The sequence below is a fragment of the Saccharospirillum salsuginis genome (assembly GCF_014651855.1).
GTDB classification, from domain to species: Bacteria; Pseudomonadota; Gammaproteobacteria; order Pseudomonadales; family Natronospirillaceae; genus Saccharospirillum; species Saccharospirillum salsuginis.
Genome location: NZ_BMXR01000011.1, coordinates 1 through 14,230, shown reverse-complemented (window position 1 = coordinate 14,230; position 14,230 = coordinate 1). Strand labels below are relative to the sequence as shown.

The 14,230-nt window shown below is 56.2% G+C and carries 29 protein-coding genes; all 29 read right to left on the bottom strand.

Going from position 1 to position 14,230, the window contains the following annotated elements:
* Positions 1-205 precede the first annotated feature (205 nt).
* On the bottom strand, positions 206-595 hold the full coding sequence (gene rplQ / locus IE111_RS19140; RefSeq protein ID WP_189611814.1) for a 50S ribosomal protein L17: 390 nt from the start codon (positions 593-595) through the stop codon (positions 206-208).
* A 30-nt stretch (positions 596-625) separates the two neighbouring features.
* Positions 626-1,627 carry a DNA-directed RNA polymerase subunit alpha gene (locus IE111_RS19135; protein WP_189611812.1) on the bottom strand — a complete coding sequence of 334 codons (1,002 nt, stop codon included), beginning with the start codon at positions 1,625-1,627 and terminating at the stop codon, positions 626-628.
* Between the two features lie 24 nt (positions 1,628-1,651).
* The gene (rpsD, locus tag IE111_RS19130) at positions 1,652-2,272 is read right to left on the bottom strand and encodes a 30S ribosomal protein S4 (RefSeq protein ID WP_189611810.1); all 621 of its coding nucleotides are present in this window, start codon (positions 2,270-2,272) and stop codon (positions 1,652-1,654) included.
* An 18-nt stretch (positions 2,273-2,290) separates the two neighbouring features.
* Positions 2,291-2,683, bottom strand: a complete 393-nt coding sequence (rpsK, locus tag IE111_RS19125) for a 30S ribosomal protein S11 (protein ID WP_189611808.1) — start codon at positions 2,681-2,683, stop codon at positions 2,291-2,293.
* Between the two features lie 41 nt (positions 2,684-2,724).
* Complete coding sequence (gene rpsM, locus IE111_RS19120) at positions 2,725-3,081, bottom strand: 30S ribosomal protein S13 (protein WP_189611806.1); 357 nt, start codon at positions 3,079-3,081, stop codon at positions 2,725-2,727.
* A 162-nt stretch (positions 3,082-3,243) separates the two neighbouring features.
* Positions 3,244-3,357: a 50S ribosomal protein L36 gene (gene rpmJ / locus IE111_RS19115; RefSeq protein ID WP_084649374.1), complete on the bottom strand. Its 114-nt coding sequence runs from the start codon at positions 3,355-3,357 to the stop codon at positions 3,244-3,246.
* Between the two features lie 40 nt (positions 3,358-3,397).
* Entirely contained in the window at positions 3,398-4,711 is a 1,314-nt protein-coding gene (gene secY, locus IE111_RS19110) for a preprotein translocase subunit SecY (protein WP_189611804.1), read from the bottom strand.
* Between the two features lie 6 nt (positions 4,712-4,717).
* Positions 4,718-5,152: a 50S ribosomal protein L15 gene (rplO, locus tag IE111_RS19105; RefSeq protein ID WP_189611802.1), complete on the bottom strand. Its 435-nt coding sequence runs from the start codon at positions 5,150-5,152 to the stop codon at positions 4,718-4,720.
* A gap of 5 nt (positions 5,153-5,157) precedes the next feature.
* Entirely contained in the window at positions 5,158-5,343 is a 186-nt protein-coding gene (rpmD, locus tag IE111_RS19100) for a 50S ribosomal protein L30 (RefSeq protein WP_189611800.1), read from the bottom strand.
* A 6-nt stretch (positions 5,344-5,349) separates the two neighbouring features.
* Entirely contained in the window at positions 5,350-5,856 is a 507-nt protein-coding gene (rpsE, locus tag IE111_RS19095) for a 30S ribosomal protein S5 (RefSeq protein ID WP_189611798.1), read from the bottom strand.
* Positions 5,857-5,866: 10 nt separating this feature from the next.
* Positions 5,867-6,217 carry a 50S ribosomal protein L18 gene (gene rplR / locus IE111_RS19090; RefSeq protein WP_189611797.1) on the bottom strand — a complete coding sequence of 117 codons (351 nt, stop codon included), beginning with the start codon at positions 6,215-6,217 and terminating at the stop codon, positions 5,867-5,869.
* Between the two features lie 11 nt (positions 6,218-6,228).
* Complete coding sequence (gene rplF, locus IE111_RS19085) at positions 6,229-6,762, bottom strand: 50S ribosomal protein L6 (RefSeq protein WP_189611794.1); 534 nt, start codon at positions 6,760-6,762, stop codon at positions 6,229-6,231.
* Between the two features lie 15 nt (positions 6,763-6,777).
* A complete protein-coding gene (gene rpsH, locus IE111_RS19080) occupies positions 6,778-7,170 on the bottom strand; it encodes a 30S ribosomal protein S8 (RefSeq protein WP_189611793.1) in 393 nt (130 codons plus the stop codon).
* A 68-nt stretch (positions 7,171-7,238) separates the two neighbouring features.
* Positions 7,239-7,544: a 30S ribosomal protein S14 gene (gene rpsN / locus IE111_RS19075; protein WP_189611790.1), complete on the bottom strand. Its 306-nt coding sequence runs from the start codon at positions 7,542-7,544 to the stop codon at positions 7,239-7,241.
* Positions 7,545-7,555: 11 nt separating this feature from the next.
* On the bottom strand, positions 7,556-8,095 hold the full coding sequence (gene rplE / locus IE111_RS19070) for a 50S ribosomal protein L5 (RefSeq protein ID WP_189611788.1): 540 nt from the start codon (positions 8,093-8,095) through the stop codon (positions 7,556-7,558).
* A 14-nt stretch (positions 8,096-8,109) separates the two neighbouring features.
* Entirely contained in the window at positions 8,110-8,439 is a 330-nt protein-coding gene (rplX, locus tag IE111_RS19065) for a 50S ribosomal protein L24 (protein WP_189611787.1), read from the bottom strand.
* A gap of 47 nt (positions 8,440-8,486) precedes the next feature.
* Complete coding sequence (gene rplN / locus IE111_RS19060; protein ID WP_189611784.1) at positions 8,487-8,855, bottom strand: 50S ribosomal protein L14; 369 nt, start codon at positions 8,853-8,855, stop codon at positions 8,487-8,489.
* Between the two features lie 32 nt (positions 8,856-8,887).
* Complete coding sequence (gene rpsQ / locus IE111_RS19055; RefSeq protein ID WP_373300941.1) at positions 8,888-9,148, bottom strand: 30S ribosomal protein S17; 261 nt, start codon at positions 9,146-9,148, stop codon at positions 8,888-8,890.
* A gap of 2 nt (positions 9,149-9,150) precedes the next feature.
* Entirely contained in the window at positions 9,151-9,342 is a 192-nt protein-coding gene (gene rpmC, locus IE111_RS19050; protein ID WP_189611782.1) for a 50S ribosomal protein L29, read from the bottom strand.
* Positions 9,342-9,755, bottom strand: coding sequence for a 50S ribosomal protein L16 (rplP, locus tag IE111_RS19045; RefSeq protein WP_189611779.1), 414 nt, complete (start codon positions 9,753-9,755; stop codon positions 9,342-9,344). Before rplP ends, rpmC begins: the two co-directional genes overlap by 1 nt.
* 11 nt (positions 9,756-9,766) lie before the next feature.
* Positions 9,767-10,450 carry a 30S ribosomal protein S3 gene (rpsC, locus tag IE111_RS19040; protein WP_189611777.1) on the bottom strand — a complete coding sequence of 228 codons (684 nt, stop codon included), beginning with the start codon at positions 10,448-10,450 and terminating at the stop codon, positions 9,767-9,769.
* A 14-nt stretch (positions 10,451-10,464) separates the two neighbouring features.
* The gene (rplV, locus tag IE111_RS19035) at positions 10,465-10,797 is read right to left on the bottom strand and encodes a 50S ribosomal protein L22 (RefSeq protein ID WP_189611775.1); all 333 of its coding nucleotides are present in this window, start codon (positions 10,795-10,797) and stop codon (positions 10,465-10,467) included.
* Between the two features lie 15 nt (positions 10,798-10,812).
* On the bottom strand, positions 10,813-11,088 hold the full coding sequence (rpsS, locus tag IE111_RS19030) for a 30S ribosomal protein S19 (RefSeq protein WP_189611773.1): 276 nt from the start codon (positions 11,086-11,088) through the stop codon (positions 10,813-10,815).
* Positions 11,089-11,109: 21 nt separating this feature from the next.
* Positions 11,110-11,937: a 50S ribosomal protein L2 gene (gene rplB, locus IE111_RS19025; RefSeq protein ID WP_189611771.1), complete on the bottom strand. Its 828-nt coding sequence runs from the start codon at positions 11,935-11,937 to the stop codon at positions 11,110-11,112.
* Between the two features lie 17 nt (positions 11,938-11,954).
* A complete protein-coding gene (gene rplW / locus IE111_RS19020) occupies positions 11,955-12,251 on the bottom strand; it encodes a 50S ribosomal protein L23 (RefSeq protein ID WP_189611770.1) in 297 nt (98 codons plus the stop codon).
* On the bottom strand, positions 12,248-12,856 hold the full coding sequence (rplD, locus tag IE111_RS19015; protein ID WP_189611768.1) for a 50S ribosomal protein L4: 609 nt from the start codon (positions 12,854-12,856) through the stop codon (positions 12,248-12,250). Before rplD ends, rplW begins: the two co-directional genes overlap by 4 nt.
* Before the next feature lie 10 nt (positions 12,857-12,866).
* Positions 12,867-13,499 carry a 50S ribosomal protein L3 gene (gene rplC, locus IE111_RS19010; RefSeq protein ID WP_189611766.1) on the bottom strand — a complete coding sequence of 211 codons (633 nt, stop codon included), beginning with the start codon at positions 13,497-13,499 and terminating at the stop codon, positions 12,867-12,869.
* Between the two features lie 116 nt (positions 13,500-13,615).
* Positions 13,616-13,927, bottom strand: a complete 312-nt coding sequence (gene rpsJ, locus IE111_RS19005) for a 30S ribosomal protein S10 (protein ID WP_108126639.1) — start codon at positions 13,925-13,927, stop codon at positions 13,616-13,618.
* A 203-nt stretch (positions 13,928-14,130) separates the two neighbouring features.
* Positions 14,131-14,230, bottom strand: a 100-nt coding sequence (locus IE111_RS19000) for an EF-Tu C-terminal domain-related protein (protein WP_489753157.1), incomplete at its 5' end; no start/stop codon positions are given.

The following is a 14,230-nucleotide window of genomic DNA, read 5'->3' as shown; positions in this document are numbered from 1 at the left end:
CCTAGAATAAAGCCTGTGTCGGGCTTGGCAATCCGCTGATGGACCGAGATGGGGGTGGCAAGGTGTTCTTTTGGGCTTCCAGTGACCCGGAAGCGAGGCTATCGGCGTTTTTGACGGGTGAGCGGCCGAGACATTGAATCCGGCCCACTGTAAACGCAAAAAGCCGCCCGAAGGCGGCTTTTATACAGATGCTCAAGAGCGGAACTTAGCCTTCGGCGGCTTCGTCCATCTCTTCAACCGGACGGTCAACCAGCTCGACGATCGCCATAGGGGCGTTGTCGCCGGCACGGAAGCCGCACTTGAGGACGCGCAGGTAACCACCCGGACGTTCCTGGTAGCGCGGGCCCAGTTCGTTGAACAGCTTGCCAACAGCTTCTTTGGAGCGTGTGCGGTCGAACGCCAGACGACGATTGGCTACGGAATCATCCTTAGCCAAGGTGATCAGGGGTTCGGCGAAACGACGCAACTCTTTTGCCTTTGGCAAGGTCGTTTTGATCACTTCGTGCTCGAACAAGGAGTTGCACATGTTCTGAAACATGGCCTTGCGGTGAGCACTGGTACGGTTTAAGTGACGACCACTTTTACGATGACGCATTGTTACATTCCTTACCAGCCGGATATAAGGTTACGAAAGAACCTTATCGTCATTCTTCAAACTTGCAGGTGGCCAGTTCTCGAGCACCATGCCCAGAGACAGCCCCTTGGATGCCAGAACGTCTTTGATCTCGGTCAGAGACTTCTTGCCCAGGTTCGGAGTCTTCAGCAGTTCCACTTCGGTGCGCTGGATCAGGTCACCGATGTAGTAGATGTTCTCCGCTTTCAGACAATTCGCCGAACGGACCGTCAGTTCCAGATCATCGACCGGGCGCAGCAGGATAGGATCGATCTTGTCTTCTTCCTTCTCTGGCTCGCTTTCGGCTTGATGATCGAGATCAACGAAGGCCGCGACCTGCTGCTGCAGGATCGTGGCCGCACGGCGGATCGCCTCTTCGGGGTCCAGCGTGCCCTTCGTTTCCAGTTCAATCACCAGCTTGTCCAGGTCGGTACGCTGCTCGACACGCGCGTTATCAACGCTGTAGGCAACGCGAACGACCGGGCTGTAGGTGGCATCCAACTGCAGTTTACCGATGGGTTTACTCTCGTCTTCCGCACTGCTGCGGGCTTCCGCAGGGACATAACCACGACCGGTGGTCACACGCAGCGACATGTTCACATCGGCGTTGGCACCGAGGTGCGCGATGATGTGATCCGGATTGGCGACTTCCACGCCATGATCCAGCTGGATATCGCCCGCGGTCAGGGTACCGGCGCCGCTCTTGCTGAGCGTCAGCGATACTTCGTCACGGTCGAACAGCTTGATCGCTACGTCTTTCAGGTTCAGCAGGATTTCCTGAACGTCTTCCTGCACCCCTTCGATCGTGCTGTATTCATGCAACACACCGTCGATTTCAACTTCGGTGATTGCGGCGCCCGGCATGGACGACAGCAGAATACGGCGCAGCGCGTTGCCCAGAGTGTGCCCGAAACCGCGCTCAAGCGGCTCGAGCGTGATCTTGGCCCGGTTGGCGCTGATTTCCTGCACATCGATATGACGTGGCGTCAAAAAGTCGTTGGCTGAACGCTGCATAGATGCCCCTAATTTGCAGTGAGATTACTTGGAGTACAATTCCACGATCAGGTTTTCGTTGATTTCCTGGCTCAGGTCGGAACGCTCGGGCTTGGCCACGAACTTGCCTTCTTTAGCCTTGGCATCAACTTCAACCCAGGAGACAGGCGCACGCTGAGCAGCGATGTCCAGTGCGCTTTGAATGCGCAGCTGGTTCTTGCTTTTTTCACGTACGGCCACGACATCACCCGGCTTGACCTGGTAGGACGGAATGTTGACCGTCGCGCCGTTGACCAGGATCGCCTTGTGGGATACCAGCTGGCGGCTTTCGGAACGGGTGGAACCGAAGCCCATGCGGTAGACCACGTTGTCCAGACGGGTTTCCAGAAGCTGCAACAGGTTTTCACCGGTTGCGCCCTTCAGACGGGCGGCTTCTTTGTAATAGTTACGGAACTGCTTTTCCAGAATGCCGTACATACGACGGACTTTCTGCTTCTCGCGCAGCTGAACACCGTAATCAGACAGACGTCCGCGACGTGCGCCGTGTACACCCGGCGGCGTTTCGGCCTTGCACTTGGAGTCGAGTGCACGCACCCCACTCTTCAGGAACAGGTCTGTGCCTTCACGACGAGACAGCTTACACTTCGGACCAATATAACGTGCCATGAATCTCTGTCTCCTCTTTTAAACGCGGCGCTTCTTGGGCGGGCGGCAACCGTTGTGCGGAATAGGCGTCACATCGGTAATATTGCTGATTCGATAGCCACACGCGTTCAATGCTCGTACCGCGGACTCGCGACCCGGACCCGGTCCTTTGACCTCTACGTCCAGATTCTTCAGACCATATTCCTGTGCAGCGGTACCGGCGCGCTCGGCGGCGATCTGTGCTGCGAAAGGGGTGCTCTTACGAGATCCACGGAAACCGGAGCCACCGGCAGTCGCCCAACTCAGGGTGTTGCCTTGGCGGTCCGTCAAGGTCACGATGGTGTTGTTAAAAGAGGCGTGAATGTGCGCGATGCCATCCGCGACCTGCTTTTTCACCTTTTTGCGCGACCGGTTCGTACCTGGCTTTGCCATCTTCGATTTCCTATGCAAAAACTGTTGTCAATAAACCAAACTTAGCGTTTGATCGGCTTGCGGGGACCTTTACGGGTACGGGCGTTCGTCTTGGTACGCTGTCCACGCAAAGGCAAGCTACGACGGTGGCGGATGCCACGGAAGCAGCCCAGATCCATCAACCGCTTGATGTTCATCTGGATCTCACGACGCAAGTCACCTTCGACGGTGTGCTTGCCGACTTCGGTACGGATCGCGTCCAGGTTTTCGTCGGACAGATCCTTGACCTTAGTCGTGGGTTCAACCCCAACCGCGGCACAGATGTCACTAGCAGTGGTGTGACCAACACCATAGATGTAGGTCAGAGAGATCACCGCATGCTTGTTGTCGGGAATATTGACGCCTGCTATACGGGCCATTCAATTTACTCCGTTTTTTAACCTTAAAAAGGCTTAACCTTTAATAGAGCCGGCCGGCCCTATTAATGAACCCCCAAAATAGGGGCGCGAGATAATAGCGCCTGGCTTCCACAAAATCAACCCGTGGAAGCCAGGCGCCACCTCAACCGTTTGCGATCACCGTTAGCCTTGGCGTTGCTTGTGCTTGGGATCGGTACAGATCACACGCACAGCGCCGTTTCGGCGGATAATCTTGCAGTTACGGCAGATTTTCTTGACTGACGCACGTACTTTCATGCTTCACTCCAAATACCGGTAGACACCAGGGGCGCCGCTGTCAGTTGCCAATCGACTTGAGATTGGCCTTCTTCATCAGCGACGAGTACTGGTGTGACATCAGGTGGGATTGCACCTGAGCCATAAAGTCCATCACAACCACCACCACGATCAGCAGGGAGGTACCACCAAAGTAGAAAGGTACATTGGCGGCGATCACCAGCGCCTGGGGCAGCAAGGACACCGCTGTAATGTAGATCGCACCGAAGAAGGTCAGCCGAGCGGACACACCGTCGATATAACGGGAGGTCTGCTCACCCGGGCGGATGCCCGGTATGAAGGCGCCGGAGCGCTTCAGGTTTTCGGCCACATCCTTCGGATTGAAGGTTACAGCGGTGTAGAAGTAGCAGAAGAAGATAATCGCAACCGCGAACAACAGGATGTACAGCGGCTGGCCCGGGCTGAGCAACAGAGCAATGTCCTGCAGCCACCCCATGCTCTCACCGCTGCCAAACCAGTTTCCGAGCGACGCCGGGAACAGCAGCAAGCTGGACGCGAAAATCGCCGGAATCACACCCGCCATGTTGATCTTCAACGGCAGATGGCTGCTTTGGGCCTGAAACACCTTACGGCCCTGCTGACGCTTGGCATAGTTGATGGTGATGCGACGTTGACCACGTTCAATGAAGACAATGAACGCAACCACGCCAATCGCCACCAGACCGATCAGCAACAGCGCGATGATGCTGAGTTCACCCTGACGGGCGCTCTCGAAGCTCTGGCCGACGGCACTGGGCAGCCCGGCCACGATGCCGGCGAAAATCAGCAGTGAAATGCCGTTGCCGATACCGCGTTCGGTGATCTGCTCGCCCAGCCACATCAGGAACATGGTGCCGCAGGTAAACGTCACCACAGCCACGAAGTAGAACGACGGGCCGGCGGTGAAGGTCACATTCTGGCTCACCAGCCCCGCGGACAGGGCCAGCGACTGAATCAGAGCCAGGCCCAGAGTGCCGTAGCGGGTGTATTGGCTCATCTTGCGACGACCCGCCTCACCTTCCTTCTTAAGCTGTTCCAGTTGAGGACTTACGACCGTCAGGAGCTGCATGATGATCGACGCCGAGATGTACGGCATGATGCCGAGGGCGAAGATACTCATACGTTCCAGGGCACCCCCGGTGAACATGTTGAACATGCTCAGAATGGTGTCCTGGTTGCGCTCGAACAACGCCGCCAGGCTGTCCGGGTTGATGCCCGGCACCGGGATGTGGGCACCTATTCGGTAGACCAGGATCGCCAGCAGCACGAAGCGCAGTCGAGCCCAGAGCTCACCCAGGCCACCTTGCGATCCGGTCGAGAGTCCTTGTCTGGTCATGGAGAATTATTCCTCTACCTTTCCGCCAGCAGCTTCAATGGCCGCCTTGGCACCCTTGGTGACTTTCAGACCCTTGACGGTAACCGCCTGGCTGATTTCACCGGACAGGATGACGCGGGCACGCTTGATCTGATGGCCGATGATGTCGGCTTTTTTCAGGGCGTCCAGGTCGACAACGTCGCTGCCGGCCTTGACCAGTTCGTTCAATCGAATTTCGGCCACGAACGGCTTCTGCCGCGAGGTGAAACCGAACTTCGGCAGACGACGCTGCAGCGGCATCTGGCCGCCTTCGAAACCTGGCTTGACCGTGCCGCCACTGCGGGACTTCTGACCCTTGTGACCACGACCGCCGGTCTTGCCCAGACCGGAACCGATACCACGACCGACGCGTCTGCGTTCGGTGTGGGAACCCTCGGCGGGGCTCAGCGTATTCAGAAACATCTTACTCACCCTTCAACCACGCGAACCATATAGTTCACTTTGTTGATCATGCCGCGAACGGAAGGTGTGTCTTCCAGTTCACGCACCTGGCCCACCTTGGACAGACCCAGACCCTTGACGCACAACTTGTGCTTGGGCTGGGTGCCAATGGGGCTGCGGAACAGCTGAACTTTCAGTGTTTTATTCGCCATGGCAGCTTACCCCACAATCTCGTCAACGGATTTGCCGCGCTTGGCAGCCACGTCTTCCGGTGAACGCATTTTAGCCAGGCCGTTTACGGTGGCGCGTACGACGTTGACCGGGTTGGTCGAGCCGTAGCACTTGGCCAGTACGTTCTGGACGCCGGCGACTTCCAGCACAGCGCGCATGGCACCACCGGCAATGACACCGGTACCGTCGGAGGCCGGCTGCATGTACACCTTGGACGCACCGTGACGGGCGTTGACCGGATACTGCAGGGTACCTTCGGTCAGATGTACCTGAACCATGTTGCGGCGCGCCGCGTCCATGGCTTTCTGGATGGCGACAGGCACTTCACGCGCCTTGCCACGGCCGAAACCGACCTTGCCATTGCCGTCGCCGACAACGGTCAGAGCGGTGAAGCCGAAGATTCGACCGCCTTTAACTACTTTGGCGACCCGGTTCACTTGAACCAGCTTTTCCTGCAGATCGCCGCCAGCTTGCACTTGATCGTTATTTGCCATCATTCACACCTTAGAATTTCAGGCCACCTTCACGGGCAGCGTCTGCCAAAGCCTTGACTCGGCCGTGGTATTTGAAACCAGAGCGGTCAAAGGCCACCTCTTCGATGCCGGCTGCCTTGGCGCGCTCCGCGATCAGGGCGCCCACCTTGGTGGCGGCTTCGATGTTGCTTGTCGCGCCCTTACGCAGCGATTCGTCTAGAGTCGAAGCCGAAGCTACGACGACGCTGCCATTGGGGGCGATGATTTGTGCATAAATGTGCTGATTGGACCGGTTTACACACAGACGATGCACGCCCAATTCGCGAATCTTGATGCGGCTGCGGCGAGCACGGCGTAAACGGGATACTTTCTTTTCGTTCATGACCTATGCCCCTATTTTTTCTTGGCTTCTTTACGACGGACGTACTCGTCGGCGTAGCGAATACCCTTGCCTTTATACGGTTCCGGCGGACGGAACGCGCGAATTTCGGCAGCCACTTGACCCAGGCGCTGCTTGTCGGCGCTCTTCAACACAATCTCTGTGTTGCTCGGGGTCTCGGCGGTAACGCCGTCGGGCAGGGCATAGTCGATCGGATGAGAGAAGCCGACCGTCAGGTTGACGGATTTGCCGGACGCCTTGGCCCGGTAACCAACACCGTTCAACTGCAGACGCTTTTCAAAACCTTTAGTGACACCCACGACCATGTTGTTGACCAGGGCACGCATGGTGCCGGACATGGCATGAGCAGGCTTACCGCCATCACGAGCGGCAAACGTCAGGGTATTGCCGTCCTGCTTGATCTCAACCAGGTTGTGCAGGTTGGTCTCGAGCGAACCATTGTTGCCCTTGACCGAAATCTTGTCGCTACCGAGCTTGACTTCCACACCTGCGGGAACCGTAATAGGAGCATTTGCTATTCGAGACATCGTTTAACCACTCCTTTAGAAGACTTCGCAGATGATTTCGCCGCCGACGCCCTGCGCACGAGCGGCACGATCGGTCATGACACCCTTGGACGTGGAAACAATGGCGATACCCAGGCCACCAGAGACCTTGGGCAGGTCATCGGTACCTTTGTACTGGCGCAGACCCGGACGGGAGATGCGCTTGATGGACTCGATCACCGGCTTGCCTTCGAAGTAACGCAGAGTAATGTGCATTACCTTCTTAACATCGCCTTCCACCGAAAAGTCATCCACGAAGCCTTCGTCTTTCAGCACGGACGCGACAGCGACCTTCTGCTTGGAAGACGGCAGACTCACGGTAGCATGACCCGCGGTTTGGGCATTACGGATACGTGTAAACATATCCGCAAGTGTGTCTTGCATGCTCATTTAAAATTTCCTCACTGTGCAGCTGAATGCGGTAGCCGGGGCTTTTGCCCCGGCCCGGACCATTCGGCTTACCAACTGGACTTCTTCAAACCCGGAACATGACCCAGCATGGCCTGTTCGCGAAGCTTGATACGTGACAGGCCGAACTTGCGGTATACCGCATGTGGACGGCCGGTCATTTGACAACGGCGCTGCAGTCTAACAGGACTTGCGTCTCTTGGCAGCTTTTGCAGCGCTTGTTGTGCGTCCCAAACCTGCTCGTCGGAGCTGTTCGGGTCCTTGATGATCGCCTTCAGATTGGCACGCTTTTCGGCGTACTTGGCGACGGTTTTGATGCGCTTTTGTTCGCGCGCCTTCATGCCTTCTTTAGCCATGACCTGTCCCCTTAGCCTTTGAACGGGAAGTTCAGCGCCTTCAGAAGAGCGCGACCTTCATCATTGGAACGGGCGGTAGTGGTCACGGTAATATCCAGACCACGCAGCTTATCGACCTTATCGTATTCGATTTCAGGGAAGATAATCTGCTCTTTCACACCCATGCTGTAGTTGCCACGGCCATCGAAGGACTTGGGGTTGATGCCCCGGAAGTCACGTACACGCGGCAGCGCGATGTCGATCAGGCGGTCCATGAATTCCCACATACGCTCGCCGCGCAGGGTCACTTTGGCGCCGATCGGCCAGCCTTCACGAATCTTGAAGCCGGCGATGGACTTGCGGGCCTTGGTGATCAGAGGCTTCTGACCGGTAATGGCCTGCAGGTTTTCCACAGCGTTGTCGATCTGCTTCTTGTCGCCGATCGCTTCGCCCACGCCCATGTTCAAGGTGATCTTGGTGACGCGCGGGACTTGCATTACGTTCTCGTACCCGAACTCTTTCTGGAGTGCGGAGAAGACGTCAGTTTTATAGAGCTCTTTGAGTCTAGACATGTCGTATCCCGCCCTTATGCACCAATTTCTTTCTTCGTGGACTTGAAGATGCGGACCTTGGAGCCGTCATCTTTAACCTGGAAGCCGACGCGGTCGCCCTTGTTGGTTTCCGGATTGAAGATGGCTACGTTGGAAGCCGCGATCGGAGCCTCTTTCTCGACGATACCGCCCTGGACACCCAGGTTCGGATTCGGCTTCTGATGCTTCTTGACCATGTTGACGCCAGAAACAACAAACAGAGGACCACGCTTGGAATCGCTGATCACCTTGGTGATCTTGCCGCGATTGCCCTTGTCTTTCCCGGCGATGACAATAACTTCGTCGCCGCTTTTGAATTTATTCATTCTCTACTCCACTTCCTGCTACCGTCTCGTACGGTAAGCCTTGCGGCTTACAGTACTTCCGGCGCCAGGGAAATGATTTTCATGAATTTTTCGGTACGCAGTTCACGGGTCACCGGACCAAAGATCCGGGTGCCGATCGGTGCGTTCTGGTTGTTCAGCAAAACAGCCGAGTTGGTGTCGAAACGGATCACGGACCCGTCCGGGCGACGTACGCCCTTGCGAGTACGCACGACAACAGCGTTCATCACTTGACCTTTCTTGACCTTGCCGCGCGGAATTGCTTCCTTGACGGAGATCTTGATCAGGTCGCCAATGCGAGCGTAGCGACGGTGGGAACCGCCCAACACCTTGATGCACTGGACGCGCTTCGCACCGCTGTTATCCGCAACGTCCAGAACGGTTTGTGTTTGAATCATCTCTCAAACTCCTCTCAAACGCCGGGGCGGTGTTAAACGGTGGTCGCACGTTCGTCAATGCTTACCAGGCGCCAAGACTTGGTCTTGGACAGCGGACGACATTCCTCGATAGTGACGGTGTCGCCGATCTGGCATTCATTGTTCGCGTCGTGCGCATGCATTTTGGTCGAACGCTTTACGATCTTGCCGTAAATCGGGTGAGTCACCCGGCGTTCGATCCGAACGGTAATGGTCTTGTCGGTCTTATTGCTGACGACCTGACCAGTAACGGTACGGGCATTCTGTTCAGACATAATCAGGCACCTGCTTTCTGAGTCAGCACAGTTTTGACACGAGCGATGTCCTTGCGGACTTGCTTCAGCAGATGCGTCTGGTTCAGCTGACCAGTCGCCTTTTGCATGCGATATTTGAACTGATCGCGAAGCAACTCCAACAGGGTGCTGTTCAGCTCGTCTACGGATTTTTCACGAAGATCTTTAGCGTTCATCACATCACCTGCCGTTTAACCACAACGGTCGATACCGGAAGTTTGGCAGCGGCCAGACGGAAAGCTTCCGTCGCCACTTCTTCCGAGACACCTTCCATTTCGTACAAGACCTTGCCGGGCTGAATCTGGGAAACCCAGTATTCGACGTTACCCTTACCTTTACCCATACGGACTTCCAAGGGTTTCTTGGAAATGGGCTTGTCCGGGAACACGCGGATCCAGATCTTGCCGCCACGCTTGATGTGGCGTGTCATTGCACGACGCGCAGCTTCGATTTGACGAGCTGTGATGCGTCCGCGACCAGTTGCCTTCAGCGCGTATTCGCCGAAGCTTACTTTGTTACCGCGTTGGGCCAGACCGCGGTTGCGGCCTTTTTGCACTTTGCGGAATTTTGTACGTTTAGGTTGCAGCATCTACGCACTCCTTACCGTGAAGCCTTTTTCTTGGGCGCCTTGGCTTGAGCACGAACTTGCTCGATACCACCCAGGATTTCGCCTTTGAAAATCCACACCTTAATGCCGATCACACCGTAAGTGGTGTGAGCTTCGGCCGTGGCGTAGTCGATGTCAGCACGCAGAGTGTGCAGAGGTACACGACCTTCGAGGTACCATTCGGTACGCGCGATTTCGGCACCACCCAAACGGCCACTGACCTGAATACGGACACCCTTGGCGCCGTTGCGCATGGCGTTCTGCATGACGCGCTTCATAGCGCGACGGAACATGACGCGACGCTCCAGCTGACCGGCGACCGACTGGGCTACCAATTTGGAGTCCAGATCAGGCTTGCGGATTTCTTCGATGTTGATGTGTACCGGAATCCCCATCATCGCGGAGACTTCCTGACGCAGCAGCTCGACATCCTCACCCTTCTTACCGATAACGATACCGGGACGGGCGGTGTGGATGGTTATCTTTGCATTTTGCGCAGGACGCTCGATGACGATCTTGCTCACTGACGCTTTTTCCAGCTTCTTCTCCAGGTAGCTGCGAACTTCGATGTCGTTCAGCAGCTTCTTGGAGTAAGAGTGAGAGTCGGCATACCAGACCGAGCCATGGTCTTTAGTGATGCCGAGTCGGATCCCGGTGGGATGTACTTTCTGACCCATCTGTCATTCTCCCCTTATTTCTCGGCAACCTGGACCGTGATGTGACTCGTACGCTTGAAAATACGGTCAGCACGGCCTTTGGCACGCGGACGGATGCGCTTCATGGTCATACCTTCATCTACGAAGATGGTGGCGACCTTCAGCTCATCGACGTCTGCCCCGTCGTTGTGTTCTGCATTCGCAATGGCCGATTCCAGAACCTTTTTGACGATTGCAGCGCCTTTTTTGGGGCTGAATGTCAGCAGATCCAGGGCTTCCGCCACTGACTTGCCGCGAATCATGTCTGCTACCAAGCGACCCTTCTGAGCAGACAATCGCGCACCGCGCAATACAGCTTTAGTTTCCATAGTGTCTACCCTCGTTTACCGCTTAGCCTTTTTGTCGGCAGCATGACCCTTGTACGTCCGAGTCAGCGCGAACTCACCCAACTTGTGACCTACCATGTCTTCAGTGACATAGACGGGAACATGTTGACGGCCATTATGGACTGCAAAGGTCAACCCGACGAATTCCGGGAAGATTGTGGAGCGACGCGACCAGGTTTTCAGTGGACGCTTGTCACCGGCTTCCAGTGCAGCCTCTACCTTCTTCATCAAGTGAAGGTCTACAAAAGGACCCTTCTTAAGTGAACGTGGCACAGCCTTTTCCTCTTAAATCGATTACTTCGAAGAACGACGACGCACGATATACTTCGTCGTACGCTTGTTCTTGCGAGTTTTGTAGCCCTTGGTGGGTACACCCCAGGGAGTGACCGGATGACGACCACCCGAAGTCTTGCCTTCACCACCACCGTGCGGGTGGTCGACCGGGTTCATCACAACACCGCGAACGGTCGGACGAACACCGCGCCAGCGGGAGGCACCGGCCTTGCCCAATTGGCGCAGGCTGTGTTCGGAGTTGCTCACTTCACCCAGGGTGGCGCGGCAATCCGCCAATACCTTACGCATTTCACCGGAACGCAAACGAAGTGTGGCATAGGTGCCTTCGCGAGCGACCAGCTGAGCGGAGTTACCGGCGGAACGGACCATTTGGCCGCCTTTACCGGGCTTCAGCTCAATATTGTGAATCACGGAACCAACCGGAATGCTGCGCAGCGGCATGGTGTTACCCACACGAATCGGCGCGTGCTCTCCGGAGATGATTTCGTCACCGGCCGTCAGACCCGCCGGCGCCAGAACGTAGCGACGCTCGCCATCGGCGTACAACACCAGAGCGATGTTGGCGGTCCGGTTCGGATCGTACTCCAGGCGCTCAACCTTGGCGGTAATGCCATCTTTGTTGCGCTTGAAGTCGACTTTACGGTAATGAGCCTTATGACCACCGCCGATGTGACGTGTGGTAATGCGACCCAGATTGTTACGGCCACCGGTCTTGGACTTTTTCTCGACCAGAGGTGCGAAGGGCGCGCCCTTGTGCAACTCGGCGTTGTAAGTCTTGGTGACGTGGCGACGCCCTGCTGACGTCGGTTTTGCTTTAACAATAGCCATTGTTCGCAACCCCTACCTTATTCTGCCGCCAGGAAATCAATTTCTTGGCCTTCGGCCAGACGAACATAGGCTTTCTTAACGTCGTTACGCTTACCGACGCCACGCATGGTGCGCTTCACCTTGCCCTTCTGGATCAACGTGTGAACAGACTGAACCTTGACTTCGAACAGCTGCTCAACGGCCTTCTTGATTTCAGGCTTAGTCGCATCTTTAGCCACACGAAAAACGTACTGGCCACTGCCTTCCGCTACGATGGTCGCCTTCTCGGAGATATGCGGACCGAAAACGACCTGATAGACGCGTTCCTGGTTCATGCCAATACCTCCTCGACCTTCTTGAGTGCGGCGACGGTGATGACCACTTTGTCGTAAGCCACCAGATTCACCGGGTTGACGCCGGTTACATCGGACACTTCGATGTGCGGCACATTGCGCGCAGACAGATAGAGGTTTTGATCGACCTCGTCGGCGACGATCAAGGCGTTGCTCACGTCCAACTCTTTCATTTTGGACAGGAATGCCTTGGTCTTCGGTTGATCGACGGCCAGATCTTCCACCACGACCAGTCGATCCTGACGGACCAGCTCGGACAGGATGGATTTCATGGCGCCGCGATACATCTTGCGGTTGACCTTCTGCGACCAGTCCTGCGGACGAGCGGCGAAGGTTTTGCCACCGCCAACCCAGATGGGCGAGCGGATGGTACCGGCACGGGCGCGACCGGTGCCCTTTTGACGCCACGGCTTCTTGCCACCGCCGGCTACGTCGGAACGGCTTTTCTGAGCGCGCGTACCCTGGCGGGCACCGGCCAAAAAGGCATTAACGACCTGGTGCACCAGAGCTTCGTTGAATTCTTTACCGAACGTCGCGTCGGACACTTCAACCTTGGCGCTGGCTTTACCTGCAACATTAATATCCATTGCTTACCTCTCAGCCTTTAACCGCGGGTTGAACGACAATGTGCGCGCCGGTAGCACCGGGAACGGCACCCTTGATGAGCAGCAGATTGCGCTCAGCGTCGACACGAACGATTTCGAGAGATTGGACAGTCTTGCGCTCGGAGCCCATCTGACCGGCCATCTTCTTGCCTTTCCAGACACGGCCCGGTGTTTGGCACTGACCGATGGAGCCTGGGGCACGGTGAGACAGGGAGTTACCGTGGGTGGCGTCCTGAGTGCGGAAGTTGTGACGCTTAACGGCGCCAGCGAAACCTTTACCCTTGGAGGATCCGGTCACATCCACACGCTGACCTGCTTCGAACAGGGCAACTGTCAGTTCATCGCCGGTTTTCACTTCAGCGGCGTCCACCAGGCTGAATTCACGAGTGAAGACACCCGCTTCAACGTTGGCCTTGGCATAGTGGCCCGCTTGCGCCTTGGTAACACGGTTGGCACGACGCTTGCCAGCGGTCAGCTGAACTGCGTTATAGCCATCGCTTTCCAGGCTCTTAACTTGCGAAACCCGATTGGGTTCGACTTCAATGACGGTCACTGGTACGGAAACACCGGCGTCGGTAAAGACGCGGGTCATACCAGTCTTTCGACCAATCAGACCAATTGACATTTCTTTCTATCCTCTATGTATGGGGCTCGTACCCGCTATGGCCGCCCAGCTCAATTACTGCTGTCAGTCAGACTGACGGAGTTCATTCCTGGGCTGTTACATTAGAGACTCAGCGATTAGCCGAGGCTAATTTGCACGTCCACACCTGCCGCCAAGTCCAACTTCATCAACGCATCAACGGTTTTTTCAGTCGGCTCGACGATATCCAGCATGCGCTTGTGAGTACGAATTTCGTACTGATCACGCGCATCCTTGTTCACGTGCGGAGAGACCAGGACGGTGTAACGCTCTTTGCGAGTCGGCAGCGGAATAGGACCGCGGACCTGAGCGCCAGTACGCTTTGCCGTGTCGACGATCTCCTGAGTCGAAGCATCGATCAGGCGATGATCGAACGCTTTCAAGCGTATTCTGATCTTTTGGTTCTGCATGTGACCAAAGCTCCAAGATTGTTAAACAGCAATTACGGCTCTACCCCCGGGAAATCAGGGGACGCGTATTGTATGTATCTTGAGCAGGGGTGTCAACGTGGATTTGAAATGCAGGGAAAAGCGGGGAATATCGTGTGGAATCAAAGAGTTACAGAGGGGAACGGGGTGGGCAAAGCCCACCCCGGAGTAGCTGGACCGATCGATTACTCGACGATCTTGGCTACAACGCCGGCACCGACGGTACGGCCGCCTTCACGGATCGCGAAGCGCAGACCTTCGTCCATCGCGATCGGCGCGATCAGC